Raw genomic sequence first — 25,136 nt, 5'->3', positions numbered from 1 at the left:
CTTCTGCCAGCACAACTGAAGACTGAAACCATCAATCCGACCGGCCGGAGGGGTCAGAATTCAGGTGCCGAAAAGTGTTCAGCTTTCGCATGCCGTTGACACGTTTCGCGGGCCCCGATCCCACCACGAACCCCATCAGGCACATAGAGCATTAGGTCCTCTCAAATCGGGACCATGGTTCCCAAAAGCAAGCCTGCTGACCCTGGATTCTTCGCACACCATCGCGACTCCGACTACATTCTGAGCGCCACATTTTTCGCACACAGCGCCCAACACCCGGGTTCCCGATTTCCCTCCCACCCTTCTATGTTGGCAGAGATTCCATCAGACTCGAACGGGCCGAGGGGGGATCTTCGACCGCCGTTCTTGGGCACAGAATCCACCCAATCCAGCCCCACGCCGACCGATACCAGAAAAATAGCCGCGCTAATCATGAACTCTGCCCCAGTCAGACGATCATCCTCGACGGTCGCCACCATGCCGCACAGCGGTTCATCTATCCGGCAGAAGGTGAGATCTTCTTTAGCCATCGCTACCGCCCCTTGTAGATGTCGCAGTGTGCGAAGCCTGAGGATTCACAAGCGCGGACGGCTTCTGACTGTGTCGGCTAGTTCTCGTCGATAAGAGATGGGGCTGCTGCAGGATCGGGTGCCAGCGTGATCTGTCGTGCCGGCCCGGCACTGCTGGTGTACCCGTGCCCAAGCCCTACCCCAAAGAGTTCCGCGACGACACCGTCCGGGTCGCTCGCAACCGAGGACCAGGCCAATAGCTCAAGCCGATCGCCGCCGACTTCGGGATCAGCGAGTCCTGCCTGGTCAACTGGATCAAACAGGCCGATGTCGAAGACGGCATCAATCCGGAACCACTGCGACCGAGAACGCCGAACTACGCGAAGGACGGAAACGGATCCGATTGCTCGAGCAGGAGAACGAGATGCTTCGCCGGGCCGCAGCCTATTTGTCGCAGGAGACCCGGCGGGACATCAACTACCCACTCGTCCGCGAGCTGGCCGCAGACCGGATCGCCGTCGCGGCGACGTGTCGGGTCCTGATCATCGCGCGCCAACTGTACTACCGGGTGGCTCGCGGCCCGATCACCGACGTCGTACTCGAGCAGACATACCGGGCCAGCGCCTTGTTCGATGCCTACCGCGACGACCTCGAATCGGGTACCGATTCCTCGCCGACAAGGCCGCCGACGCGGGCCAGCCGATGGCTGCCCGGCCCGCGTGGCGGATCTGCTCGGCCAACAAGTGGTCGAGCAGTTTCGGCAAGAAGCGTGGTACCAAGGCCCCCCGATCGGGTCCACCGGTCCATTACGACCTCGTCGAACGGAAGCTCACGACCCAGCCGCCAAATAGGTTGCTGTTCAACGATATTCACGAGCATCATACCGATGAGGGGAAGCTCTACCTTTGCGCGGTCAAGGACGTGTTCTCGAACCGGATCGTGGGCTACTCGATCGATTCGAGGATGAAGGCTCCCTCGCTGTTGATGCTCTGCCGTCGGCGATGGCCCGACGTAGCTCGGACCGCGTTCGAGGCCAGCTGACCACTGAGAAGGTCTCTTACCGGCGGTCAGGCCGACCTCGCCCCTGCAGCGGCCGCTGTCTTCCTGGTCCGACCACTGGGGGGGTCGGCCGGACTGCTGGCCGTTAAGTCTTGCGTGTCTGCGCTGCCGCGAGATGGGTAGGCGTTCGCCCTCGTCTTCCTGGACGGTGTGTTCGTCTCGACCGGTCGACCGGTCGAGGCGAACCTTCCCCGTTCACTTTCGCGCCGCCGACACGTCGCGGGCTTGTCCACCCTATGCGGTTGGGCACTTGGATCGGGCGCGCCACGCTTCGGCCGCGACGCAGAGCGGGACGGAGCCTTCCCCTCGCCACTGCAACCGGCCCGAACAGATCGGCCCCGGATCGCTCTTCCGACCGCAGCCCACGGTGTAGCGCGATCCTCGACTGGCGAACGAAAGAACCGGCCAGACGAGGAGTATCGAACTTCTACTGGGACGGTCGATCAGATTCAAAAATGAGGGGTTTCTGTGGTGGCGGGGCAAAAAACGTCAAATCTCCGAAACGGAGAAACCCCCTCCGACCCAGGTCAGAGGGGGTTTCCACTGTCGGGCTGACAGGATTTGAACCTGCGACCACCTGACCCCCAGTCAGGTGCGCTACCAAGCTGCGCCACAGCCCGTTCTTGCCCCCGTCGCCGGGTGCTCGAAAAGATTACCGCACCACTCTGCGTAGGAACTAATCGGCTGGTAGATGGCTGTTTTTTGCAGGTTTCCGCTGCGGATCCAGTGGAGGTAGGGCGCGGGCGCCCACCCCTCCGAGCGGGTCGACGACTGGGCGTAGGCCGACGCCGGCGGATCGGAGGTTGTCGATGCTCGGGGCGGGGTCCGGAGGATGTTCGTCGAGCGGGGTGGGGATCGCGCGAACGGACCTCCGCCCCTCCGGATTTCGGGGGCCGCTGTGCACCACACTTTCCTCGGTCATCGGAGGTTGATCGTGGCAGGTGGATTCGGTGGCGTTGCGGGCCAAGGGGTTCGGCGGGTTCACCGTGTCCAGCGGAGTACCTCGAGGGCAGCGCCGATGGCGATCGTATTGCTCGCCAGTGGGCGGGGCAGCAGTTCGTCGGCGCGGGACAGGCGGCGGACGACGGTGCTGCGGTGGGTGTAGAGCCGGTCGGCGGTGCGGGTGGTGCTGCATTGTTGTTCGAGGTAGGTGGTGACGGCTTCGATCACGTCCGGTTCGGCGGTGACCAGGGCGCCGAGGGTGTCGGCGACGAATTCGTCGGCGCGGAGCGGGTCGGCGGTCAGGACGGTGACCAGTTGGACGTCTTCGTGGCGGGCCACTCGGCGGTGGGAGGTGAGGCGGGTGAGCATGCGCTGGGTTTCGAGGGCGTCGAGGTGGCTGCGCCGGAATCCGGGGATGCCGAGGCCGGGACGACCGATGGCGACGCGCACGTCCGGTGCGTCGGCGAGCCCGGCGTGCACCGGGTCCAGTTCCGGTGCCGCGTCGACCGGCAACCACAGCCACAGGGCGGCGGCGCCGGCCACGATCGTCAGGCGGTGGGCGGCGCCGGCGACTCGCAGGAGCAGTTCCGCCGCCGCTTCGAGCTGGTCGCTCGCGCCGGGTGAGGTCGCCCAGAGGACGGCCGCGGTGTGGGGTCCGGTCAAGCGGTAGCCGAGTTGGCGTTCGGCTTCTCCGCGCCGGATCGGCGCGCCTTCGAGCAGTAGTGAGACGGTGGCGCGGCGTTCGGCGTTGGTGCCGCGGGTCAGGTCCTCGCGTTCGGCCTTCATCTGCTGGGTGACGGCGGCGACGGTGTCCTCGACGTAGGTCGAGATCGACAGCGACGCCAGTTCCAGCAGTTCGCGGAGTTGAGCGGGGTCGTCGGTCAGCCCGAAGCAGATCTCCATGCAGCGGTTCCAGACAACGCTGTAGCTGGAGCGATAGGCGTCGAGGGAGGTCTCGTCCAGGCCGCGCCGGACCAGGTCACGGGCCGCGGAGAGGGCTTCGGGGCCCAGGTTCGGCGGGACCCGGCGACCGGGGTGCTGCACATTGGACCAAGCCCAATGGGTGATGTTGGCCAGGTTCGCGCGGCGCACCGCCGCGGCGAGGACGGGGTCTTCGGCGATCCGGCGCATGCGCTCGCCGGCGAGCGAGGCCGCGTGCAGTTCCTCCAGCCACTCCCCCGACGGCCGCAGTGCCGACTCGGCCGCCTGCCGGATGAGGGTGACGATCTCCGGACCGGGCTCGGGCCAGCGTGCGTCGCGTGCATCATTTTGCCGCATCAGTTGATGATGCTGCGTCGTTATGTCGTAGCGCAAGCACGTCGTGTTGCCCGACTCTGGACAACACACCCCGCCCCGGCGCAGTTCCGCCCGGCGCGGCCACGTACCTCGCCCTCCGCGCAGGCACTCGCGCAACGGAGCCGGACCAAGGAGCCGCTATGACATCCACGCCGACCGCCGCCGATCATGTCGACGTCCTGATCATCGGCGCCGGGATCTCCGGTATCGGCGCGGGCCGATATCTGCGAACGCTGCTGCCGCACAAGACCTTCACCATTCTCGAAGCCCGCGCGGGCCTCGGCGGCACCTGGGACCTGTTCCGTTACCCCGGTATCCGCTCGGACTCCGATCTGCACACCTTCGGCTACGAGTTCAAGCCGTGGCGCGACGAGCAGTCCATCGCCGACGGCGCGCGCATCCTGGACTACCTGCGCGAAACCGCCACCGAGAACGGGCTCGACGAGAGCATCCGCTACCACCACAGGGTCGTCAGCGGGTCGTGGTCCTCGGAGCGGGCGCGCTGGACGGTGCAGGTCGACCGCACCGATACCGGCGAACGCCTCGAGCTGACCGCGAGCTGGATCTTCTCGGCCGCGGGCTACTACCGCTACGACGAGGGATTCACCCCCGAGTTCACCGGCCGGGACCGGTTCCAGGGCACCGTCGTGCATCCGCAGCAGTGGCCCGAGGACCTGGACTACACCGGCAAGCGTGTCGTGGTGATCGGCAGTGGCGCGACGGCCGTGACCCTGGTGCCCGCGATGGCGGAGTCCGCGGCGCACGTGACGATGCTGCAGCGCACCCCGACCTACATTCTGCCGGTGCCGAGGAAGGACGCGATCGCCAACGCGATGAAGCGGGTGCTCGGTGACGAACGCGGCTACGCCCTGACCCGACGCAAGAACATCGCCCAGCAGAAGCTGGTCTGGAGCCTGTCGCAGAAGTACCCGAGCGTGATGCGGCGGATCATCCGGTGGACCAACGCCAAACAGCTGCCGGCAGGCTATCCGGTCGACGAACACTTCAACCCGCCCTACAACCCGTGGGAGCAGCGGCTGTGCACCGTGCCCGACGGTGACCTGTTCACCTCGATCAGGCGGGGCCAGGCCTCGGTGGTCACCGATCGCATCGACACCTTCACCGAGAACGGGATCCGGCTGGTCTCGGGCCGGGAACTCGACGCGGACATCATCGTCACCGCGACCGGCCTGAACGTGCGGGCGTTCGGTGGTATCCCGGTGACGGTCGACGGCCGCGCGGTCGACGCGGCGAACACGGTGGCCTACAAGGGACTGATGCTTTCGGGTGTGCCGAATCTCGCGTACGCCATCGGCTATACGAATTCCTCGTGGACGCTGAAGATCGGCCTGCTGTGTGAGCACTTCTGCCGCCTGCTGGCCCACATGGACGACAACGACTACCGGATCGCGCGCGCCGAGGTCGCGGACCCGTCGATGCCGACCCGGCCGTTCCTGGACTTCGCCGCGGGCTACATCCAGCGGGCCGTGGCCGAGCTGCCCAGCCAGGGCGACCGGATGCCGTGGCGGACGTCGATGAACTACCAGGACGATGTGAAGCTCCTGCGCGAGGCCGCCGTTCTGGACCCCGAACTGCATTTCGAGACCGCGCGTCAGCGGGCCCGGCGCACGGCGACGGTCCCCGCGTAGCCGCCACGTGCGACCGGCCCGCCGTCCGCGTGGTGGGCATAGGACTGCGCGGCGCGGGGTTGGCAGTGGACGTGTCTTCCGAACAGCCCCGCCCCACCCGCTTGCATCCCCTGCTGGCCGACCGCTACAGCCCGCGCGCGTTCGATCCGGCGGGAACCGTCGACGACGAGAGCCTCGAATTGCTGCTCGAGGCGGCGCGGTGGGCGCCCTCGGCGGGCAACTCGCAACCGTGGAGCTTCTATCCGGCTCGGCCGGGCGAGGTCGAGCACAAGCGGATCGCCCGGTATCTGGCGCCGAGTTCGGCGCGCTGGGCGTCCGCCGCGGGACTGCTGATCGTCACGCTGACCCGGCGATTCGTCGACGACACCGATCTGCCCTACTCGGAATTCGCCGACTACGACCTGGGGCAGGCCGTCGCCCACCTCACCGTGCAGGCCCAAGCGCTCGGGCTGGCCTGTCACCAGTTCCGCGCCTTCGACCGTGACGCGATCACGGCCGAGCTCGCCCCGAACCCGGGCTGGGTCGTGATGTCGATGATCGCGGTCGGTCGCGCCGCCGACACCGCGAGCGGACGCACCCGACACGACATCGCCCAGCTGCGCGCGGCACCCTGGCAGTGAGTCGGCGCCGCCAACGCTCCGCCTTGTCGCGATCCCGCTGGGCCGCTGGTCCCGCAGACCTTTCCGAGCTCCCCGGGTCCAGCGGTCGGCGCGGGGCAGGCGAACGACGAGTGCGATCGAGCCGGTCCGGGGGCCGCCACAGTCCGCGCCCGGCCGCCTGGCCAGGATGGCCGGACTCGTCCGCGCGACCGCCCACGCGGACGAGTTCGGGTGATCGAAGTCGTCAACCGGATGCAGGCGTCGAAGGAGGTGTTCTCGGCGACCTCGTCGGCGCTCACGCCCTGGTCTTCGACGCGCTGCAGGCCGGTGCCGGCGCCGCGGGTCACCCGCCGCCTCCTCGGGCAGTTGACCGCGCAGCGCCGGCTGCCGCGCCCGCGGATCGGCTGTCGGTGCTCACCCGACCGTGAACGCGAGGTCCTCGCCCTGGTCGGCCGGGGCATGAGCAACGACGAGATCGGGGCGGCGATGTTGCTCCGTCTCGCCACCGCCCGCACCCACGTCGGTCGCGCGATGACGAAACTCGGTGCCCGGGACCGCGCCCAGCTCGTGCTCGCCGACCAGACCGGACTGACGACCCCCGACGGGTGATCGGCGCTTTCGGCCGGTCGCTAAGGTGAGTCGGTGCAGCGGATTCTGGGCGGGGAAAACGACATTGGCGGGCGTGCTTGCCGAGCGGCTCGGGATACCCCGGCGGGAACTGGATGCGTTGCATCACGGGCCGGGATGGGTGAAGCGGCCGGAGTTCGAGGTAGAGGTCGAGGGGTTCACCGCGGGTCCGCGGTGGGTGACCGAAGACCAGAATCGCCGATGGCTGGGCGATCTGCTGTGGACGAGGGCCGATACCGTTGTGTGGCTGGACCTTCCGAAGCGGACGGTGATGCGGCGGGTACTGTGGCGTTCGTTCACGCGCGCGATCACCGGGCAGGAATTGTGGAACGGTAATCGCGAATCGTTCCGCAACTGGCCGGCTCGGGACCACCCCATTCGGTGGGCGTGGGACCAGTACGAGGCCCGGCGACTGCGCACCGAGGAGCTGATCGCCCGCTTCCCCGAGGTGACCGTGGTGCACCTGGCATCGGCCGCCGATGCGCGACGCTGGGTCCGCGGCCTGGGGTCGTGATGACGGAAACGTTCTCGACCCGTGCTGCGCGGTCTCCCGAGGCCCTGCTCGGCGATCGTGACAGCGTGAAGACCGCTCTCCCCTCTAGCCGCCTCCGCGCACACGACTCCCACCGACCTGCCGAGTGATCGGTCGGTGGGGCTGTTCGCCCTCGGGGCGCTGCGGCTCGGCACGGCGGCGCGGGGCTGACGCGGCAGCGGCACCGATCAACTCCGGACGCGGTCGAACTGGAGGTGCAGTTCGCGGGGCGCGCCGACGCTGATGCCTACCGAGCGAGCGATCTGGGTGCCTGGGGCGAGGCGGAAACCGGTGAGGCGGTCCAGGAGGCGGGTGATGCCGATGTCGAGTTGCATGCGGGCGAAGTGGCGGCCGACGCAGCGATGGATGCCGATGCCGAAGGCCAAGTGCGGGTTGTGGTTACGGTCGAAGTCGAGCTGTTCGGGATTGTCGAAGCGGACGGTGTCACGGTTGGCGGAGCGCCAGTGCACCGCGATCCGATCGCCCTTCACCAGGGGGACGCCGAGCAGGTCGTTGTCCTCGGCCACTACTCTGCCCATGACGCTCACGGTCGAGGTGTAGCGCAGGATTTCGTCGAGATCGCGTGTCGCCCAGTCGGGTTCGCGCAGTCGCGCTTCCAGGCCGGGCACTTCGGTGAGATATTCGGCGATATAGGCCAGGGCGCCGCGGGTGGTGTCCAGACCGCCCAGCAGGAGCACGGTGACGACTCCGAGCCGTTCTTCCATGGTGAGTGGACGGCCACCCTCGACCGTGGCATCGACGATGGATTGCAGCAGGTCATCGCGGGGTGCCGCGGCCCGCTCCGCCATGAGTTCGGCGGCCAATCCCGCGACAGCGGCGAAACTTTCGGGTGTGTTCTGCACCGAGACCTGGGTGACGGCATCGACCGCGCGGGCCAGCCTCTCCTCGTTGTCGTCGTCGAGCACGATCTTGGCCAGTGCGCCCGCGGTGAACGGGATGGCGAACTCGCTCACGAATTCGACCTGCCCGCGATCGGCGAATCGGTCGATGAGTTCGTCGGCAAGCTGCCGCAGCACGGGTTCGTACCGGCGCAGTGCGGGCTTGGCGAACGGGCCGTTCAGAAACGCCCGGAAGTCGTGGTGCAGTGGCGGATCCACGTCGATGGGCGGCAGCGCGACCGGGACCGTCGTCAGTCCGGGCATGGCCGAACTGAAGATCTTGGGATGCGCGGCCACCGTGACCAGATCCTCGTACCGCGTCACCACATGCATGCCACCGCCGAATCCGGTGTGCACGACCGGACAGTGCTCGCGCGCCCACGCCAGCTCCTCGTCCAACCTGGCACAGTGCCCCTCGTCGAACCAGTCGAGATGATCGAAAAACCCTTGGCGACTGACGTTCACGGCCAACCCTTCCCACCCCGAAGCAGCAACCCCACCGATGGTCCGCCCGCACCGTCACCGCGTCAACCCTCGGGTGCGCCGGTCAGGGCGCCTTGGAGTGGAAGACGCGCTCGATCAGGCCCCGCAACGGTCGATCCAACGGTTTTCCGCCCGTATCGAAGCCGGGAACGGGGTTGCCGCTGAATCCACCGATGAGTTCGCTGTTCCCGTCGGCCGCGGTGGCCCAGACCTCGGTGTCGGCAGGCCGCCAGAGGACCACCCCGTCGGGATAGTGGGTCAGTTCGGCCAGCATCGCGTCGGGCCACGGAAGACCCGGACGACCTTGCCCTCCGCGGGAAACCCGTAGGCCATCCCCTCCGGCTCGACCATGACGACGAACCGATGACTGTCGGGCCGAGCCGACATCGCAAGCTGGAACTCCATCCACCGATCATGCCGCGGTCGAGGCGAGTCGGGGGCAATCACGGGGGGCCGCTCGACTCGCGGCGCGTGGATCGGTGAAAGCTTGGCCGCGATAGGAGCTTTAGGGTCGCTGACCCTGGACGGAGTGGACGCCCCGAGACTGGGAGCATGCTGGGTGGGCCGCGATGAGCACCGGAGTCGATGTCGACGCGCGAACCGGGGCCGGGCCGCGGAATCTGACCGTCGCCCACCTGCTCGTCCTCACCATCGGCACCTTCACCCTGGGGGTGGACGGTTACGTGCTGGCGGGGCTGATCCCGGAGGTCGCCGCCGATCTGCACGTCTCGATCAGCACGGCGGGACAGCTGACCGCGCTGTTCGCGGTCGTGTACGCGGTGGGGTCGCCGGTGATCGCCGCGCTGACGGGTAGCTGGGATCGCCGAGTGCTGCTGGCGGGTGGAATGGTGGTGTTCGTTGCCGGGCTGGTGGTGCAGGCCGCGGGACCGAATTTCGCGACGGTGGCCGCCGGACGCGTGGTCGCGGCATTGGGGGCGGCCGCATATCAGGCGAACGCCTTCAGCACCGCGGGTCTGCTGAGTGACGACGCGCATCGCGCCCGGTCGCTGGCCATCGTCTCCGGCGGTGGTTCGCTCGCGCTGGTGGCGGGGCTCCCCTTCGGGATCCTGCTAGGCCAGGCCTGGGGGTGGCGGACCGCCGTGTGGATCCTGATGGTGCCCGCGGTGATCGCCCTGTGCGCGGTGGCGTTGCTTCCGGCCGCGCACGCGCCGAGACTGTCGCTGCGCGATCGGCTGCGGGTGCTGACCGATGCGCGGGTGCGGGCAATCCTGCTCGGCACCGTGACGGTGATCGTGCCCGCGTTCCTGCTCATCGCCTACCTGCCCGCGGTGCTGGAGGTCTCCGGCACGCTGGTCGTGGCGGCGATGCTGGCCTTCGGCGGCGGGCAGGTCGTCGGCACCACCGTCGTAGCACGACTCATCCGCCTGCGCGGTGCGCCGTCCACGCTGGTGCTCGGCGCGAGCGGGATGGCCGCCTGCGCGGTCCTGCTGGCCGTCGGCCGCACGAGCGCGCTCGGCGCGGTCGTCGCCATGACCGGGCTCGGCGTCGCCGTGGGCATCGCGATCGTGCCGCAGCAGCACCGCTTGTTCGCCCTGGTCCCGGCGCTCGCGCCGATCGCGATGGGCCTCAACGGGTCCGCGGTCTACCTCGCCGTCGCGCTCGGGACCGGCCTCGGTGGCGGCGCGCTGGCCCTGGTCGGGGCGAGCGCGCTGGCTCCCACCGCGGCCGTTCTCGGTCTGCTCGCTGTCACCGTCGGCCTCGCGGTCCGCCCCGAAGGACAAGGGTCGGCCGGAAACACTCGTGGTGTTCGGAGAGCGAAATGACCGGAATTGTGGGGCGACCGAGGCGCTTGTCGGGCTCGCATTACGATCACTGAGGACACAGCCCCTCACGAACAGGATCCTCATGGCGCGCAAAGTCGTTGTCACCCTCGTCGATGATTTCGACGGCGCCTCCGCCGCCGATGAGACCGTCTCGTTCGGCATCGACGGCGCGAGCTACGAGATCGACCTGTCCGAGACGAACGCGGCCAAGCTCCGCGATCTGTTCGATCAGTGGATCCCGGCGGCCCGCCGCACCGGGCGCGTCAAGACGAGCGGTCGCCGGTCCGAGGTGAGCGGTACGGCCGCCGCGCCCACGCGACGCAACGACCTGACCGCGATCAGGACCTGGGCCAGCAACAACGGCCACACGGTCTCGGCGCGCGGCCGAATCGCCGCCGACATCATCGCCGCGTACGAAGAGGCGAACGCCTAGAACACACCGCGGCCCGAAGGCCCCACCGGTTCCGATCGACAGTCGGATCTCACGTTTTCCCGATGCGCAACGTCTTCACGGTGTCAGCGAAAGGAAAGCAGATGAATACTCGACACCTCGTTGTCGATGCCGGTGTCCTCGGGCCGATCACCCTCGTCGCGTCCGGCGCCGCCGTGACGGGCTTGTACTTCCGTCACCACGTGCGCGGGCCCGCGGCCGAGACCTTCGGGCGCGCGGTATCCGGGACCGAGGACGAACTCCTGTCCGAGGCGGCCGCGCAGGTGCTGGACTATCTCGCGGGTCGCCGTCGGAACTTCGAACTGCCCCTGCACGCGACCGGTGACGAGTTCCGACAGGACGTGTGGCGGATCGTGGCCGAGATCCCCTTCGGCGAGCGCACCAGTTACGGCCGGATCGCCGAGCGGCTCGGCGATCGCCGGCTCGCCCAGGCGGTCGGCAAGGCCGTGGGCGCCAATCCGCTGTGCCTGTTCGTGCCCTGCCACCGGGTCGTCGGCGCGGACGGGTCGCTGACCGGCTACGCGGGCGGCCTCGCGCGCAAACGAGCTCTGCTCGACCTCGAGGAACCGGCCGCGGTCGGCGCCGGTCGCCTATTCTGACCGGGGTGCCCGTGAAGCAGCCTTTCGAGCAGGTCGTCACCCGGCACGGGCCCACCGTGCTGCGGGTGTGCCGGGTCGTCCTCGGCGTCCACGATGCCGAAGACGCCTGGTCGGAGACGTTCCTGGCCGCGATGCGCGCCTACCCGGACCTGCCCGAGGACGCGAATGTCGAAGCGTGGCTGGTGCGCATCGCCCATCGCAAGGCGATCGATGTGGTGCGCGCGGCCACCCGCCACCCACTGCCCGTGGACCGGCTACCCGACGCGCCGAGCCCCGTCGTCGACCCCGAGGACACCGAGCTGTGGACCGCGGTGGGCGGATTGCCCACCAAACAGCGCCAGGCGATCGCCTACCGCTATGTCGCGGGGTTGTCCTACGCCGAAATCGCCGAGGTCCTCGGCGGCAGTGTCGATGCCGCCCGGCGAGCCGCGGCCGACGCGGTGAAGACCTTGCGCAAGACCTACCCGGGCGCGAACCCGGAAGGAGCACCATCATGAGCGATACCCGTCGCGATGACGACATCGTCGCCGCACTGTCGGCGCCCGTGGACGCCGACGTGCTGTCGCGCCTGCATCGGCGGCTCGAACAGCGGGCCGACGCCGCCGGCCTCGTCGACGTCGCCTACACCACCATCGACTCCCCCGTCGGCGAGCTGCTGCTGGCCGCGACCCCGCGCGGCCTGGTGCGGGTGGCCTATGCCGGCGAGGACCACGACCGGGTCCTCGCGGTGCTGGCACAGAAACTGAGCCCGCGCATCCTGCGGGCCCCCCGCCGGCTCGACGACGCCGCGCGCGAACTCGGCGAATACTTCGACCGCCGCCGCCGGGTCTTCGATCTGCCCCTGGATCTGTCGTTGTCGCACGGCTTCCGGCAGCTGGTGCAGCGCCATCTGCCCGAGATCGAGTACGGCCACACCCGCAGCTACCGCGAGGTCGCCGAACTCGTCGGCAATCCGAAGGCCGTGCGCGCGGTCGGTACGGCGTGCGCGACCAACCCCCTGCCCGTGGTCGTGCCCTGCCATCGGGTGCTGCGGGCCGACGGCAGCCTCGGCGGCTACATCGGTGGCGCACAAGCCAAGACGACACTGCTCGAACTGGAGGCCGCGTGACCGCCGCGAGCCGACGCACCGATCCGTGGCGCGAGCGCGTGGACGCCGGCGATTGGACGGCGATCACGGCCGAGCTCGACGAGTTCGGCGGCGCGCTGCTGCCCGAGCTGCTCACCGCCGGCGAGACCGCGCGGATCCGAAACCTCTACCCCCACGACGAGCTGTTCCGCAGCACCGTCGACATGGGCCGGCATCGTTTCGGGCAGGGGCAGTACCGGTATCTGCGCGCGCCCTACCCCGAGCCCGTCGAACGCCTCAAACAGGCGCTGTACCCACACCTGCTGCCGATCGCGCGGGACTGGTGGGCCCGGCTCGGCAGGTCCGCGCCGTGGCCGGACACCCTCGACGAGTGGCTGACGATGTGTCACGCGGCGGGACAGCACAAATCCACGGCGATCCTGTTGCGCTACCAGACGGGCGACTGGAATGCCCTGCACCGGGATCTGTACGGCGACTTGGTCTTTCCGTTGCAGGTCGTCATCAACCTGAACGAACCCGGCGTCGATCACACCGGCGGGGAGTTCCTGCTGCTCGAGCAGCGGCCCCGCGCCCAATCCCGGGGTACCGCAACGCTGTTGCCGCGTGGACACGGCTACGTGTTCACCACCCGCGATCGTCCCGTCCGCTCCGCGCGCGGCTGGTCGGCCGCCCCGGTCCGGCACGGAGTGTCGGTTGTCCGTTCCGGACATCGGACGACCTTGGCGCTGGTCTTCCACGACGCGGCATGAGCACCCCGCTACCGTACGTGCTGCTCGACCGCGCCGGCCGCCCCTTTCGGTCCGCGAGCGCGGGCCGCTGGGGTGGCCATCGGCGGTCGAAGATCTACGGCCGCTTGGACTGCCCGTCGGCGCGGCGGGCGATCGCGCGCGGCGGTTACGTCTGCCACCGGGTGTTCTTCGCCGACGAGACCACCGCCGTCGCCGCGGGCTACCGACCGTGTGCGGTGTGCTGTCCCGACCGCTACCGGGCGTGGCGCAACGCCCGGCGCTGACCGATCACCCGAGATCGAACAGGTTGGGCTGACCCGCGCGGAAGCGGGCGGCATCGGCCAGGCGCAATGGTTCGAACGCCGGAATCGACTCCCGGGTGAACAACCGCGCGGGCGTGGCCGCCGAGCCCGCCGCGGCGAGCAGCGCGTTGGCGGCGCTGCGGCCCGCTTCGTTCGCGCCCTCCATGGTGGCCAGGTCGAAGTTGGTCTGCACGTAGTCGGCGGCCAGGAACAGGTTGGGGACGCGGGTCCGCGCGGTCGGCCGGTTGTCCCAGGAGCCGATCGTGTTCACCAGCAGCGGTTCGTCATTGGTGTTCTCGCTGCCGGTCCACACGATGCCGGGATCGATCATCCATGCGCGGACGATGCCGTCGGGCAACTGGATCCGGCCGTCGTCGTTGAGCGCGGCGGTCAACTGGGCCCAGGTCTCCTGGTAGATCTCCTCGTGGGTGCAGTATTTCGCGGGTTTGCCGAACAGGATGCCCGGGGTGTCCCAGTCGGCGATGTCGATGGTGAGGCCGTCGGCGACGGCGCCGTCACCGTAGACGGCGGGATAGTCGACGTCCCAGAACGCGCGCTGGGTGTAGGAGGTCAGCCGCCACGGCGCGTCGAGGTAGATGTTGTAGCCCTTGCCGAGGTCGAGTCGCTCGCTGACGAACATCTGCATGCCGTTCATCCAGTCCAGGTTCAGCGCGTCCATCCGGCCCAGCGCCGGATCCAGTTCCCGCAGTTCGGGTGTCCAGAGCGCGCGGGCCCGGTCGGTCGGCACGGCGCACACGTACCAGTCGGCCTCGATCCGCGTCGACCCGCCGTGCGCACCGCGGATCCGGGCACCACCGATCCGGCCGTCCGCGACCACGAGTTCCTCGAGCGCTTCCCCCGGCCGGAACCGCACCCCCATGTCTTCGAGCAGCGCGATCCACGGATCCAGCCAGGCCTGGTTGGTCGGCCCGTTGAGCACCTCGTAGACCTTCGGCCCGCCGGTGAGCTCGCGCATCAGCGCGATGAAGAACCCCTCCATCATGTTGCCCATGGTGCGGGTGCTGGCCACGTACTCTTTGGCGGCGACCAGCGCCCGCGTCAGGCCGGTCGCGGCGAGCGCCTGGAACTGCGCGGACCTGGTGCCCGCGCCGATGAAATCCCACCAGCTGACGTGCTCCCACTGCCCGAAGCGACGTTCCTCGCTCGAGGTCAGGTAGGTGACCACCCGCCCCGCCATGTGGATGGCCTCGGGCAGCGGGACGAGATCGTTCTTCATGAACACCTCGGTCAGAATCCGTTGCAGGCCCCTCGGTGTGAGCGCTTCGGCCGGATCGAAGTAGAAGCCGAACATCAGCGGGAAGCCGTCGGGCAGGTTGCCCGAACGCGGGTAGCGCGGATCGGTGACCGAGAACGGAATCAGGTTGTCGTAGACGGTCTTGCGCGTTCCCGGTACCGGGATGCGGCGCATGGTGTCGTGGACGTGGTGATAGAACGAGGTGAACCCACGCGCGCCGTGTTCGCCCGGCAGGGCCGCCCGGCCCCCGGCTCCGGTGCCCGCCATCGGGATCGTGCGCGACTTTCCGCCGAGTTCCTTGCGGTCGTAGACCGTCACCGCGAAGCCGCGTTCGGCCAGTTCGTGCGCCGCGGTCAAGCCCCCGATCCCCGCGCCGAAGATCGCGACGGTGGTGCCCGCCGGACCGTTGCGCCTGCGTGGACTCGCCTGCGCGGTACCGGCCGCCAGCCCCGCGCTCGCGGCCGCCGCGGCGGCTCCGCGCAGCACCGCACGACGGCTGACCAGGTGGTTCTGATGTCGAGCTGCCATTGATCGACCCCGTTCTCAATCTGACGATCGCGATCGTCACATGCTGACACAGAGTCAGCGCGCATGGGAGACAATGCCGACATGACGATCACGGTGACGCGGTGAGCACCCCGGCCCGGCCGGGCCGCACCTACGGTGGCATGGGCGCCCAGGAGCGGGCCGCCGCCCGACGCGAGAAGCTGCTCGCCGCCGGGCTCACGCTGTTCGGCACCCACGGCTACGCCGCGACCGGCGTGAAGGACCTGTGCCGCGAGGCCGGGCTCACCGACCGCTACTTCTACGAATCCTTCAGCGGCACCAGGGATTTGTTCGCCGCGGTCTTCGACCGTGTCATCGACGAGCTGTACCGCGCGGTGTCGGCGGCCGTCGCCGCGACCCCCGCGCGGGGCACCGACAAGCTGCGCGCCGGCATCGGCACCTATCTCACCGCCCTGGATCGCGATCCACGCACACTCCGGGTCGTCTTCGTCGAACCGGCGGGGGCGGGCGCCGAAGACCGTATGCGCGAGGCACTGTGGCGTTTCGCCCGGCTGGTCGCGGCGACCGGCACGAGTGCCCGGCCCGAGGAGCACCCGGCCGCCGAGGTGATGGACATCTTCGCGCTCTCGGTGGTCGGCACGCTGGAGCGGGTCATCGTCGAGAAGCACAGCGGACGGCTGGAGGTGCCGATCGCGGACCTGATCGACTACTGCGCCGCCTTCGCCGCGACGTCCCTGCGGGCGATCTACAGCGGCCGGATCGCCGTGCCCGGCACCGCGGGCGGTGAGGATCGGCCGCGCTGAGAGCTCGCCCCGGACTCAGCCCGCCAGTCCCTCCGGATCGACCAGCAGCCGCTTGAGTACCTTGCCGGTCTCCCCGCGCGGCAGCGAGTTGAGGAAGGTGACATCGCGCGGCACGGAGAAGCGGCTGAGCCGGTTGCGCACGTAGGTGCGCACCATGTCCGAATCGAGGCCGGAGCCCTCGTGTTTGACCAGGAACGCGGCCAACCGCTGCCCGAACTCACGATCCGGCACACCCACCACCGCGACATCGCTGACCTGCGGCAGGTACGACAGTGCCTCCTCGACCGGGCGCGGGAAGACGTTCTCGCCGCCGGAGATGATCATCTCGTCGTCGCGCCCGGCCACGAACAGCCTGCCTTCGGCGTCGAGATAGCCCAGGTCACCGGTGTCGAGCATGCCGTCGGACTCCTCCGGCGGGGTATCGCTGACATAGCCGTCGAACAGCATGTGGTTGCCGACGAAGATCCGCCCGATCATGCCGATCGGTACCGGCGAGCGATCGGGGTCGAGAACGGCGATGCGGGTGCCCAGCGGCGGCCGACCGGCCGTGGTGGGTGCGGCCCGCAGGTCCTCGGGGCCTGCCACGCTGGCCCAGGAGACCTCGGTCGAGCCGTAGAGGTTGTACAGGACGTCGCCGTAGTCGGTCAGGAAGCGGTCCACCGTGATCGCCGCCAGCGGCGCGCCACAGCTGATCACGTGCCGCAGGCTGCTCAGGTCGTAGCGGGCGCGGACCGCCTCGGGCAGGTCGACCATGCGCTGCACCATGGTCGGCACCGCGATCAGCGTCTGGACCCGGTGTTCGGCGATGCGGCGCAGACAATCCTCGGCGTCGAAGCCCTGGGTCAGCACCACGGTCGCGCGGACGGCGGTGCTCAGTTGCAGCGCGGACAGTCCCCACGTATGGAACAGCGGCGCGGGGATCATCATCGTGCTGCCCACGTGGATCGGAATCCGCGACAGCAGCGCGACGAGGGTGTCGAAGCCCTTCGCGTGCGGACGGCGCGCTCCCTTGGGGGTGCCGCTGGTGCCCGAGGTGAGCACGATCTGCCTGCCGGGCACCGTCGGCACCGGAAACTTGGTGCGGCGCAGAGCGATCAGGTCCTCGATGGAGGTCCGGCCCGGGTGCGCGGGTACGTCGTCGGTGACGAAGCGGGGCAGATCGCGGTGCAGGTACTGCACGAGATGGGCCAAGCCGGTGTCGACGAACAGTGCCGAGAGACGGTGCCGCTGCACGATCTCCTCGATGCGCCGTCCGGACAACCCGGCATTGAGCAGCGCCACGTCGACACCGAGCTTCCCGGCGGCGACCATGGTTTCGACCATGCCGCAATGGTTTCCGGCCAGCAGGCCGACCGCGTCGCCCGCGCGCAGGCCGACCTCGTACATCGCGCCCGCCAGCGCGGTCGTGCGCTTGTCGGTCTCGGCGAAGGTCACGGTGCTGACGTCGTCGAGCAGCGCGAGCTGGTCGGGGCTGTGCGCGGCGCCCGCGGCGTAGCCGCCCGCCAGGTTGAATCCCCACCGGTACAGCGACCGCAGTTGCCGGGCCGAGGTCAGCGGCGGGGCGACCAGGCCAGAGTTCACCCACCACCGCGCGATTTCGGTGGTGCGCCGGATCGGGGCCCGGTCGCCGTTGGCCACCACCGAGGTCCGCGCCCCGCGCACCAGGTCGGCCGCCCGGCGCAGACCGTCTTTGACCCAACCGATGACGGTGGCATTGGTCGCGCCTTTCAGCGCCGGATGCAGGCGGGGTGCGGCGAACACGGTCACGCTCACCGAGGTGCGGTCCTCGGCGCCGGTGAGCCGCACCATGGCGAAGCTGCCGGTCTCCGGATTGTGCAGTTCGAAGCTCTCGTACCAGCGGCCGATCGTCAGGGCCAGGCCGACGGTCCGGACGCCGAGGGCCGCGTCGCCGATCCTGACCTGCCAGACGGTGCCGCCGTCGGGGTGCAGAATCCGCTCGCACCCACCGATTCCGGTCCACAGGCGCGGATAGCTCTGCGGCTCCAGCAGCACATCCCACAGCGGCCGACGCGGGACGGCGAAGTCCACGACCACATCGACGACGTCACTCGGCATTTCTTCGCGCTTTCGCCGGCCCGGCCACACTGCCGGGAAGTGCCTCGTCGCCGCGGCCCCCGTGCCACGGCGGTGCCCGGTCGGCAGGCACTGCACCAGAACCCATCGTGGCGCGCCCGCTCGTGGGCGAATGGAAGATCTACGGATTCTTGCGACCCTACGAAACCAGACCGGTCGCGTTGGTGACAGTGACCAAACTTTCGTGGGCCGCGCGAGCGATTCCGGTCACCGTGGTGCGCGGGCCTCGATGAGATAGCGGGCGAGCCTAGCCCACGCCCGACTTCGGCCCGTGCCATCCAGCGGGACAACCGGGGTGGAAAGCGGCGGCGACCCGGCATGCTGCTGACAGTCTGGTCGACAGTCCCCGCCAGTGGAGGTGCCGAGATGGATGCGAACGATACCGCGCCGCCGCCGGGTGAGCTCGCCGCCGGACTCGCCGATCCGGCGTTGCTCGAGGTGGAGCTGTCGGAGGATCAGACGGAACAGCCGAGCCCGCACCGCGCGGATATCGCGACCATGCTGCTCGACCGGCTCGGCGATCAGCATCTCGGCCTGCGCACCCGCGACGCCGACTGGACCTGGGACGCGGTCGTCCGCGAGTCGGCCGCCCGTGCCGAACTGGCCCGCGCCCTGCGCCGCGCGGGTCCGTTCCACCTCGGCGTGCTGCTCGACAACGTGCCCGATTTCGTCTTCTGGCTGGGCGCGGCGGCCCTGGCGGGCGCCACCGTCGCCGGGCTCAATCCGACCCGCGGCAATGCACAGCTGGCCGAGGACATCCGGTACGTCGACTGTCAGCTGATCGTCACCGACGCGGCGGGGATGACCCGACTGCGGCAGCTCGATCACGGCCTCACCGAGGACCGGTTCCTGCTGGTCGACAGCCCGGACTACGCCGACCGCGTCACTGCCCACCGGGTCGAGCCCACGGCGCTGGGCGGGCCGGCGGATCTGCTGCTGCTGTTGTTCACCTCCGGCACCACCGGGACCTCGAAGGCGGTGCGGTGCACCCAGCGCCGTCTCGCGGTGGTCGGGTACGCGGCGGCGGCGAAGTTCGGGCATGTCCGTGACGACGTGGACTACTGCTGCATGCCGCTGTTCCACGGCAATGCCATCATGGCGCTGTGGGCGCCCGCGCTGACGGTCGGCGCGACGGTCTGCCTGACCCCGAAATTCTCGGCGTCGCAGTTCCTTCCGGATGTGCGGTACTTCGGCGCGACCTTCTTCACCTATGTCGGCAAGGCGCTGGGCTACCTGCTCGCGACACCCGAAACCGCGCTGGACGCCGACAATGCGCTGGTTCGCGGTTTCGGGACCGAGGCGTCGGTGGCCGACCAGCGCGAGTTCCGGCGCCGCTTCCGCGCGGAACTGCACGAGGGCTACGGCTCCAGCGAGGGACCGAGCCTGGCGGCGCTGGATCCGGCCGCACCGCCGGCCGCGCTCGGCAGACCCGCGCGTCCCGGTGTCGCGGTGGTGGACCCGGACACGCTGCGCGAGTGCGCGCGGGCCGAGCTCGACGAGTACGGCCGGGTCCGCAATCCCGACGAGGCCATCGGGGAGATGATCGACAAGGCGGGCGCGCTCGTCTTCGAGGGCTACTACAAGAACGAGGCCGCCGACGCCGACCGGATCCGCAACGGCTGGTACTGGACCGGCGATCTCGGCTACATCGACACCGACGGATTCCTGTACTTCGCGGGCCGCAAGGGTGATTGGCTGCGGGTCGACGGCGAGAACACTTCGACGCTGCTGATCGAACAGGTGCTGCGCCGCCACCCCGCCGTCATCGCCGCCGCGGTGTTCGGGGTGCCCGATCCGCGCTCCGGCGATCAGGTCATGGCCGCGGTCGAAGTCGCCGATCCGGACCACTTCGATCTCGACGAGTTCACCGCGTTCCTCTGCGCTCAGGACGATCTCGGGTCCAAGGGCATGCCGCGATTCGTGCGGGTCTCGGCGAATCTGCCGGTGACCGGATCGAACAAGGTCCTCAAGCGCGAACTCCAGGAGCAGGCCTGGCGCACCGACGAACCGGTCCACCGGTGGGCGGGCCGCGGCCTGCCGCGCTACCACCACATGACCGAAGCCGACAGAGCGGAACTGGCAGCCGAGTTCGCCGCCCACGGCAGGCAACGCCTGCTGTGAACGGGCGCCGAAAACCGCTGGCGTGCTGTGCTTCAATGGGCTGGTGACGATGACAGCGCAGGAGTGGTGGCCGCGATAGCGGCCGTCATCGACTGTGCGTGCGGCCGCCCTCCGAGCGGCCGCATCCCGTCCTCGCGTCGGACCCGCGCTCCGCGCCGGTCGGCGGCCCCGACGAGAACGGGGTACCGGCCATGACTTCCGACGACACCAGCGATCAGCCGTTCGGCGGCTTCCTGATCAGCTCTCGCTCGCTGAGCGAATATCGGTCGATGTTCGCCCTCACCGACGCCGACCTGCGCCGCCGCCTCCTGGACTGTCCGGGCGGCGCGGCCGGGTTCACCGCCGAGGTCCGCGGGCTCGGCGGGGACGTGACGGCCTGCGACCTGGCCTACGAAGACGACGGCACGACCGCGGTCGCCGCCACCGCGGTCAGCGAGGCCGTGCGCGGCAACGACTACGTCCGCGCGCATCCGGAGCAGTTCCGGTGGACGTTCTTCGCCGACCCGGCCGAGCACCTGACAGTCCGGCAGCGCGCGGCGGAGTTGTTCGGCGCGCACAGCCGCTACCGCGATCTCGACCGGCTCCGCGCGGATCTGCGCGAGCGCGGGGTCCGGACACGGATCGTCGATGTCGGATACGAATTCCAGGCGGGCGCCGATCAGATGCTGGTGTGCCGCCGCGCTGTTCGACGCTGAGTGCGGCTAGCCGTCGACGCGGACGACCGGCGGGCCCGCGGTCCAGCCGCCGTCGACGGCCAGCTCGGCGCCGGTCGTGTACGACGCGGCGTCGCTGAGCAGGTAGGTGACGGCACCGGCCAGTTCCTCGGGACGGCCCACCCGGCCCAGCGGGGCGTTCGGGAAACCGCCGTCCGCGAGGCCGATGCCGGTCGGCGCGGTCATCGGGGTGAGCACCATGCCGGGGTGGACCGAGTTCACCCGGATCCGGTCGCTCGCGAGTTCGATCGCGGCCACCTTGGTCAGCCCGCGCACGCCCCACTTGGCCGCGCCGTAGGCGCCCGTATGCGCCAGGCCGACGAGTCCGGCGGCCGAGGAGATGTTGACGATCGAGCCGCCACCGGCCGCCCGCAGTGCGGGCACCACCGCGTGGATGCCCATGTTGACCGAGACCAGGTTCACCTGGATCACCCGCTGGAAGGTCTCCAACGGCTCGTCGACCAGCGGAACGCCCGAGGCGGTCACTCCGGCGTTGTTGACCAGCCCGGTCAGCGCGCCGAACGCCTCCACCGCGGTATCGACCGCATGCTGCCACGAGGCCGGGTCGGTGACGTCGAGGTGCACGAAGCGGGCGCGCTCCCCCAGGTCCGCCGCGACGGCGGCACCGTCGGCGTCCAGCAGGTCACCGATCACGACGCTGCCGCCCGCGGCGACGATTCCGTGCGCGAAGGCCGCGCCCAGACCGCGCGCACCACCGGTGACCAGCACTACCTTGCCCGAAAGATCCATCACTGTTCCTCTTCTTCTCGAATGCCGAAGACCGCGCCGCCGCCGAAGGCCGCGCGATGCGAGACCGGTTGTCCACCGTCGATGTCGGTGATGCCGTAGTCGAGCGCCGCCTCGGCCGTGATCACCGTGGCGCCGCTGCGGTCGCCGATCGACGGATCGGTGGCCAGTGCCAGCACGACCCGCCCGACGAATTCGGGCGTCTCCGCGCCGGCGATCGGGAAACCCTCGATGTCCTCGACGCCGAGGGCCAGCACCTGCTCGGTGCGCACGATGCCGGGCCACAGCGACAGGGTGCTCACGCCGGTGCCGCGCAGTTCCACCGCCATATCGGCGGCCATCTTGTCCAGGCCCGCCTTCGACATCCCGTACAGCACCGAATGCAGGTAGCCGCGGGTGCCGAACGAGGAGATATTGGCGATGACGCCGCGACCGCGCGCGACCATGAGTCGTGCCGCTTCGACCGCGGCGACGTAGTGCGCGCGCAGGCCGACGCCGATCAGCGAATCCCAGTCGCCGACCGGTCGGCGCCAGAACGGATCGCTGAAACCGGCGAAACCGTCGGGATTGGCCCAGACATTGTTGACCAGCAGATCGAGGCCGTCCTGTTCGCCGGCGATGCGGGCGAAGACGGCGGCGATCTGCGCATCGTCGCGGTGATCGCAGCGCACGGCGATGCCGGTGCCGCCACGGGCACTCACCTCGGCGGCGGCCACCTCCAGCGGACCGCCGTCACCGGCGCTGCCCCGGCCGGTCAGGTAGACGGTCCAGCCCGCGGCGCCGAGCGCCAGCGCGATGCCTTTGCCGACGCCGCGGCTGGCACCGGTCACCAGGGCGACTCCGGGCACGACTGTGCTCGCCACGCCGTCGGAGTGCGATGTTGCTGTCATGTCGCTCACCGTAGGACCGGGCCCGCGCACCTGCCTGCGGCCCTTCCCGCTCATCGGGAACGGCGTCCGGTCCGGTTGCCTGGGGTTTCCTGTGCGCGGCCGGTGGGTAAGAAGACTCCGATACCCGCTCGCGAGACGGCGGCGGGACGCGGGTTTTCGCGATGGACACAACTGGAGACACACAGTGTTAGGTTTGCTCGGCGGCCAGCGCCGCAAGAACACGATCGAGAGTTGCCCCGGCGCCGCCACCTCGGCCGGACTGCTGCGCACAGGCGATGTCGTCCTCACTCCGCGCCGCAGCTTCCGGGTGATCAGCACGAGCTTCGTCGGTGGCGCCCATCACGCCGGACGGGTGATCGCCGACACGATCGACTTGGTCAACGGTCGGCTCCGGGTGATCGAATTCCCCAGCACCGACACCGTGGTGACCGTCCGAGCCAGCTAGCGGTTCCCACTTTTCGGTGTCGCCCTGCCCGCACTCGGGCCCGATCCACAGCATGATGGTGGGATGGCCGAGAGGGTGAGCGTATGCGCGCGTTGCTGATACTGATCGTCGTCCTGGCGATCGGACTGGTCGTCGGCGACCGGGTCGCAGTCGTGTTGGCGCAGAACGAGATCGGCCGCGCGATCGCCGCCGAGTACGACCTCGCCCAGCCACCCGAAGTCGAGATCAGGGGTGTTCCGTTCTTGACCCAGGCCATCGACGGCACCTACCGCGACATCGACATCCGCGTCGGCGACTGGCGCGGCCAGGACCTGTCCGTCCACGATCTCGATGTCGCCCTCGCCGACGTCTCCGCCCCGCTGGCCGACGTGCTCGGCAACCGCACCTCGAACCTCGTCGCCGCCACGGCGACCGCGACGGCCGTGGTCCCCTACGACGTCGTCCAGGGCTTCGCTCCCGCGGGTGTGGAGTCGATCTCCCACAGCCCCGAGGGACTGCGTGTCACCGGCACCTTCCCGGTCGCGGGCTTGTCGGTGCCCGCGACGGTCTTCGTCACCGTCGCGCCCACCGACAGTGGCATCGAAGTCACCCCGGTCTCGGTCCGCTCCACCCTCGGCGGCCCCACCGTCCCCCTCTCCCTGTTGCGCAGCACCCTCACCTTCGTCGTCCCCCTCCAGCAACTCCCCCTCGGCGCCCGCCTCACCGCCATCCAGCCCGCCGCCGACGGCCTCCACGCCACCGCCGTTGCCCACGATGTCCACTTCGCCGACCTCCCCTGATCAATTCGACGGCGAGACGTCCGACACAGGGCATCCATTGTTTTCGTTACGGAACCGATAACCCCGGTGACGATCTCCCCGGTCAGCTCGATAGGTGGCCGAGCGAGCGCGGAGCAATTTCAGGGTATTTGAAACGTTATGGGTTCGCTTATTCGATGGGGTCGACTTATGGTCGATTACGGCGCGTCTGGACGAGCGAATGACAAACGCGTGCCGCAATCCCGTCAGGAGGGATCGTGAAATGACACCGTTGATATTCGATGTGGATACGATGACCGCCGCCCTGGAGCTCGCGGTGAAGGCGCCGTCTGTGCACAACACCCAGCCCTGGCGCTGGCAGGTCGGCGACGGGCGGATCGACCTGTTCAGCGATTCCGACCGGCAGTTGCCGGTGGAAGACCCCGACGGGCATGCCATGGTCGTCAGTTGTGGCGCGGCCCTCCATCATTTGCGCGTCGCGCTCGCCGTCACCGGGTGGTCGGCGAGTCCCGAATTCCTACCCGACCCGGATGATCCGACCCATCTGGCACGGGTGACCGTTTCGCCGCGGCCGCCCGCCGATTCCGATATTCAGCTCGCCGCCGCGATTCTGCTGCGGAAATCCGAACGTCGCCGATTCGCGCCGCTACCGATCCCGGCGGGCGCCTTGCGCGCGTTGTCCTCCTCGGTTGTCGAATTCGGGGCGGTCGCCCGGAATATCCCCGAACAGATGCTCCCCCTGCTGGCCGAGCCGATGCGAGCCGCGGCGGCACGGCACCGCACCGACGCGGCCTATCTCCGCGAACTCGCGTCCTGGAGCGGGCACACCGGTCACGACGACGGCGTGCCCTCGCACACGACGGTGCTGCCGCGGCGGACCGACGCCATCCCGCTGCGCGCCTTCCGCGACCCCGGCATCGACGACCCCGGCGAGGGCCCCGACCATGCCGGCTGGGTCGTGATCTGCACCGCGACCGACGACCGCCGGGCCCAGCTCCGAGCGGGCGAGGCGACCAGTGCCCTGCTGCTGGGCGCCACCAGCATGGGCCTGTCGACTTGCATCCAATCCGAGCCGCTGGGCATCCCCGAACTCCGTGACACCATCCGCCGCACCCTGTTGCACGACTGCGCGCACCCCCAGGTCGTGGTCCGGGTCGGCCGGATGCACCACACCGCGCCCCCGGTCTCCCCGAGCCCTCGCCGTCCGCTCGCGGAGGTGCTGGAACGCCCGTCCCGCCGCGTCGCCTGACGCGAGCG

At 69.4% G+C, this 25,136-nt stretch carries 27 protein-coding genes and 1 tRNA gene; 18 read left to right on the top strand and 10 right to left on the bottom strand.

The window, feature by feature from the left end:
- Window positions 1-233: 233 nt before the first annotated feature.
- Window positions 234-530 carry a hypothetical protein gene (locus tag ATM97_RS27370; RefSeq protein WP_218721073.1) on the bottom strand — a complete coding sequence of 99 codons (297 nt, stop codon included), beginning with the start codon at window positions 528-530 and terminating at the stop codon, window positions 234-236.
- 681 nt (window positions 531-1,211) lie between these two features.
- Here ATM97_RS27370 and ATM97_RS27365 point away from each other — a divergent pair.
- Complete coding sequence (locus tag ATM97_RS27365) at window positions 1,212-1,550, top strand: hypothetical protein (RefSeq protein WP_218721072.1); 339 nt, start codon at window positions 1,212-1,214, stop codon at window positions 1,548-1,550.
- A 564-nt stretch (window positions 1,551-2,114) separates the two neighbouring features.
- Here the strand turns inward: ATM97_RS27365 and ATM97_RS27360 are convergent.
- Together ATM97_RS27360 and ATM97_RS27355 are read right to left on the bottom strand one after the other, a co-directional pair.
- Window positions 2,115-2,188, bottom strand: a tRNA-Pro gene (locus tag ATM97_RS27360).
- A gap of 361 nt (window positions 2,189-2,549) precedes the next feature.
- Window positions 2,550-3,788 (bottom strand): CdaR family transcriptional regulator, encoded by a 1,239-nt coding sequence (locus ATM97_RS27355; protein ID WP_218721071.1) that lies wholly within the window; start codon window positions 3,786-3,788, stop codon window positions 2,550-2,552.
- A gap of 158 nt (window positions 3,789-3,946) precedes the next feature.
- Here ATM97_RS27355 and ATM97_RS27350 point away from each other — a divergent pair, with 158 nt between their 5' ends.
- From ATM97_RS27350 to ATM97_RS27335, 4 genes are all read left to right on the top strand, one after another.
- Entirely contained in the window at window positions 3,947-5,455 is a 1,509-nt protein-coding gene (locus ATM97_RS27350; protein WP_218721070.1) for an NAD(P)/FAD-dependent oxidoreductase, read from the top strand.
- 71 nt (window positions 5,456-5,526) lie between these two features.
- Window positions 5,527-6,075, top strand: a complete 549-nt coding sequence (locus ATM97_RS27345) for a nitroreductase family protein (protein ID WP_308248639.1) — start codon at window positions 5,527-5,529, stop codon at window positions 6,073-6,075.
- A 210-nt stretch (window positions 6,076-6,285) separates the two neighbouring features.
- Window positions 6,286-6,663, top strand: a complete 378-nt coding sequence (locus tag ATM97_RS27340) for a helix-turn-helix transcriptional regulator (RefSeq protein WP_308248638.1) — start codon at window positions 6,286-6,288, stop codon at window positions 6,661-6,663.
- Between the two features lie 73 nt (window positions 6,664-6,736).
- A complete protein-coding gene (locus ATM97_RS27335; protein WP_218721069.1) occupies window positions 6,737-7,195 on the top strand; it encodes an AAA family ATPase in 459 nt (152 codons plus the stop codon).
- A gap of 206 nt (window positions 7,196-7,401) precedes the next feature.
- On the opposite strand, the gene ATM97_RS34915 is transcribed toward ATM97_RS27335, so the two are convergent.
- The 3 genes from ATM97_RS34915 to ATM97_RS27320 form a co-directional block, all read right to left on the bottom strand.
- Window positions 7,402-8,577, bottom strand: coding sequence for a cytochrome P450 (locus ATM97_RS34915; protein WP_218721068.1), 1,176 nt, complete (start codon window positions 8,575-8,577; stop codon window positions 7,402-7,404).
- 82 nt (window positions 8,578-8,659) lie between these two features.
- Window positions 8,660-8,869 (bottom strand): hypothetical protein, encoded by a 210-nt coding sequence (locus ATM97_RS27325; protein ID WP_218721067.1) that lies wholly within the window; start codon window positions 8,867-8,869, stop codon window positions 8,660-8,662.
- Window positions 8,854-9,000, bottom strand: a complete 147-nt coding sequence (locus ATM97_RS27320) for a hypothetical protein (protein WP_218721066.1) — start codon at window positions 8,998-9,000, stop codon at window positions 8,854-8,856. The genes ATM97_RS27325 and ATM97_RS27320 overlap by 16 nt, the downstream gene beginning before the upstream one ends.
- 164 nt (window positions 9,001-9,164) lie before the next feature.
- Between ATM97_RS27320 and ATM97_RS27315 the strand changes: the two genes are divergently transcribed.
- The 7 genes from ATM97_RS27315 (at window position 9,165) to ATM97_RS27285 (ending at window position 13,528) form a co-directional block, all read left to right on the top strand.
- Window positions 9,165-10,379, top strand: coding sequence for an MFS transporter (locus tag ATM97_RS27315; RefSeq protein WP_218721065.1), 1,215 nt, complete (start codon window positions 9,165-9,167; stop codon window positions 10,377-10,379).
- Window positions 10,380-10,461: 82 nt separating this feature from the next.
- A complete protein-coding gene (locus ATM97_RS27310) occupies window positions 10,462-10,812 on the top strand; it encodes an Lsr2 family protein (protein WP_218721064.1) in 351 nt (116 codons plus the stop codon).
- A gap of 101 nt (window positions 10,813-10,913) precedes the next feature.
- The gene (locus tag ATM97_RS27305; RefSeq protein WP_218721063.1) at window positions 10,914-11,429 is read left to right on the top strand and encodes a methylated-DNA--[protein]-cysteine S-methyltransferase; all 516 of its coding nucleotides are present in this window, start codon (window positions 10,914-10,916) and stop codon (window positions 11,427-11,429) included.
- Between the two features lie 5 nt (window positions 11,430-11,434).
- Window positions 11,435-11,926 carry an RNA polymerase sigma factor gene (locus tag ATM97_RS27300; protein WP_374104910.1) on the top strand — a complete coding sequence of 164 codons (492 nt, stop codon included), beginning with the start codon at window positions 11,435-11,437 and terminating at the stop codon, window positions 11,924-11,926.
- The gene (locus ATM97_RS27295; protein ID WP_218721061.1) at window positions 11,923-12,537 is read left to right on the top strand and encodes a methylated-DNA--[protein]-cysteine S-methyltransferase; all 615 of its coding nucleotides are present in this window, start codon (window positions 11,923-11,925) and stop codon (window positions 12,535-12,537) included. Before ATM97_RS27300 ends, ATM97_RS27295 begins: the two co-directional genes overlap by 4 nt.
- On the top strand, window positions 12,534-13,265 hold the full coding sequence (locus tag ATM97_RS27290; RefSeq protein ID WP_218721060.1) for a 2OG-Fe(II) oxygenase: 732 nt from the start codon (window positions 12,534-12,536) through the stop codon (window positions 13,263-13,265). Before ATM97_RS27295 ends, ATM97_RS27290 begins: the two co-directional genes overlap by 4 nt.
- Window positions 13,262-13,528: an Ada metal-binding domain-containing protein gene (locus ATM97_RS27285; protein ID WP_218721059.1), complete on the top strand. Its 267-nt coding sequence runs from the start codon at window positions 13,262-13,264 to the stop codon at window positions 13,526-13,528. Before ATM97_RS27290 ends, ATM97_RS27285 begins: the two co-directional genes overlap by 4 nt.
- 4 nt (window positions 13,529-13,532) lie before the next feature.
- Here ATM97_RS27285 and ATM97_RS27280 read toward each other — a convergent pair whose 3' ends face one another.
- Complete coding sequence (locus tag ATM97_RS27280; RefSeq protein ID WP_218721058.1) at window positions 13,533-15,329, bottom strand: FAD-dependent oxidoreductase; 1,797 nt, start codon at window positions 15,327-15,329, stop codon at window positions 13,533-13,535.
- A gap of 101 nt (window positions 15,330-15,430) precedes the next feature.
- Here ATM97_RS27280 and ATM97_RS27275 point away from each other — a divergent pair, with 101 nt between their 5' ends.
- The gene (locus tag ATM97_RS27275; protein WP_308248637.1) at window positions 15,431-16,111 is read left to right on the top strand and encodes a TetR/AcrR family transcriptional regulator; all 681 of its coding nucleotides are present in this window, start codon (window positions 15,431-15,433) and stop codon (window positions 16,109-16,111) included.
- A 15-nt stretch (window positions 16,112-16,126) separates the two neighbouring features.
- Here ATM97_RS27275 and ATM97_RS27270 read toward each other — a convergent pair whose 3' ends face one another.
- Window positions 16,127-18,187, bottom strand: coding sequence for an AMP-binding protein (locus ATM97_RS27270; RefSeq protein WP_218721057.1), 2,061 nt, complete (start codon window positions 18,185-18,187; stop codon window positions 16,127-16,129).
- 516 nt (window positions 18,188-18,703) lie between these two features.
- Between ATM97_RS27270 and ATM97_RS27265 the strand changes: the two genes are divergently transcribed.
- Together ATM97_RS27265 and ATM97_RS27260 are read left to right on the top strand one after the other, a co-directional pair.
- Window positions 18,704-20,326 carry an AMP-binding protein gene (locus tag ATM97_RS27265; protein WP_255588514.1) on the top strand — a complete coding sequence of 541 codons (1,623 nt, stop codon included), beginning with the start codon at window positions 18,704-18,706 and terminating at the stop codon, window positions 20,324-20,326.
- A 191-nt stretch (window positions 20,327-20,517) separates the two neighbouring features.
- Entirely contained in the window at window positions 20,518-21,021 is a 504-nt protein-coding gene (locus ATM97_RS27260) for a hypothetical protein (protein WP_218721055.1), read from the top strand.
- A gap of 6 nt (window positions 21,022-21,027) precedes the next feature.
- Here ATM97_RS27260 and ATM97_RS27255 read toward each other — a convergent pair whose 3' ends face one another.
- Both ATM97_RS27255 and ATM97_RS27250 read right to left on the bottom strand, forming a co-directional pair.
- On the bottom strand, window positions 21,028-21,789 hold the full coding sequence (locus tag ATM97_RS27255) for a glucose 1-dehydrogenase (protein ID WP_218721054.1): 762 nt from the start codon (window positions 21,787-21,789) through the stop codon (window positions 21,028-21,030).
- Window positions 21,789-22,676: an SDR family NAD(P)-dependent oxidoreductase gene (locus ATM97_RS27250; protein ID WP_218721053.1), complete on the bottom strand. Its 888-nt coding sequence runs from the start codon at window positions 22,674-22,676 to the stop codon at window positions 21,789-21,791. The genes ATM97_RS27255 and ATM97_RS27250 overlap by 1 nt, the downstream gene beginning before the upstream one ends.
- Before the next feature lie 184 nt (window positions 22,677-22,860).
- Between ATM97_RS27250 and ATM97_RS27245 the strand changes: the two genes are divergently transcribed.
- The 3 genes from ATM97_RS27245 (at window position 22,861) to ATM97_RS27235 (ending at window position 25,128) form a co-directional block, all read left to right on the top strand.
- Window positions 22,861-23,121, top strand: a complete 261-nt coding sequence (locus ATM97_RS27245; RefSeq protein WP_218721052.1) for a hypothetical protein — start codon at window positions 22,861-22,863, stop codon at window positions 23,119-23,121.
- 83 nt (window positions 23,122-23,204) lie between these two features.
- Window positions 23,205-23,900, top strand: coding sequence for a DUF2993 domain-containing protein (locus tag ATM97_RS27240; RefSeq protein WP_218721051.1), 696 nt, complete (start codon window positions 23,205-23,207; stop codon window positions 23,898-23,900).
- 241 nt (window positions 23,901-24,141) lie between these two features.
- Complete coding sequence (locus ATM97_RS27235) at window positions 24,142-25,128, top strand: hypothetical protein (RefSeq protein ID WP_218721050.1); 987 nt, start codon at window positions 24,142-24,144, stop codon at window positions 25,126-25,128.
- Window positions 25,129-25,136 lie beyond the last annotated feature (8 nt).

The sequence above is a fragment of the Nocardia sp. MH4 genome, assembly GCF_019266065.1.
GTDB classification, from domain to species: Bacteria; Actinomycetota; Actinomycetes; order Mycobacteriales; family Mycobacteriaceae; genus Nocardia; species Nocardia canadensis.
This window is presented reverse-complemented; position numbering and strand designations above follow the sequence as displayed.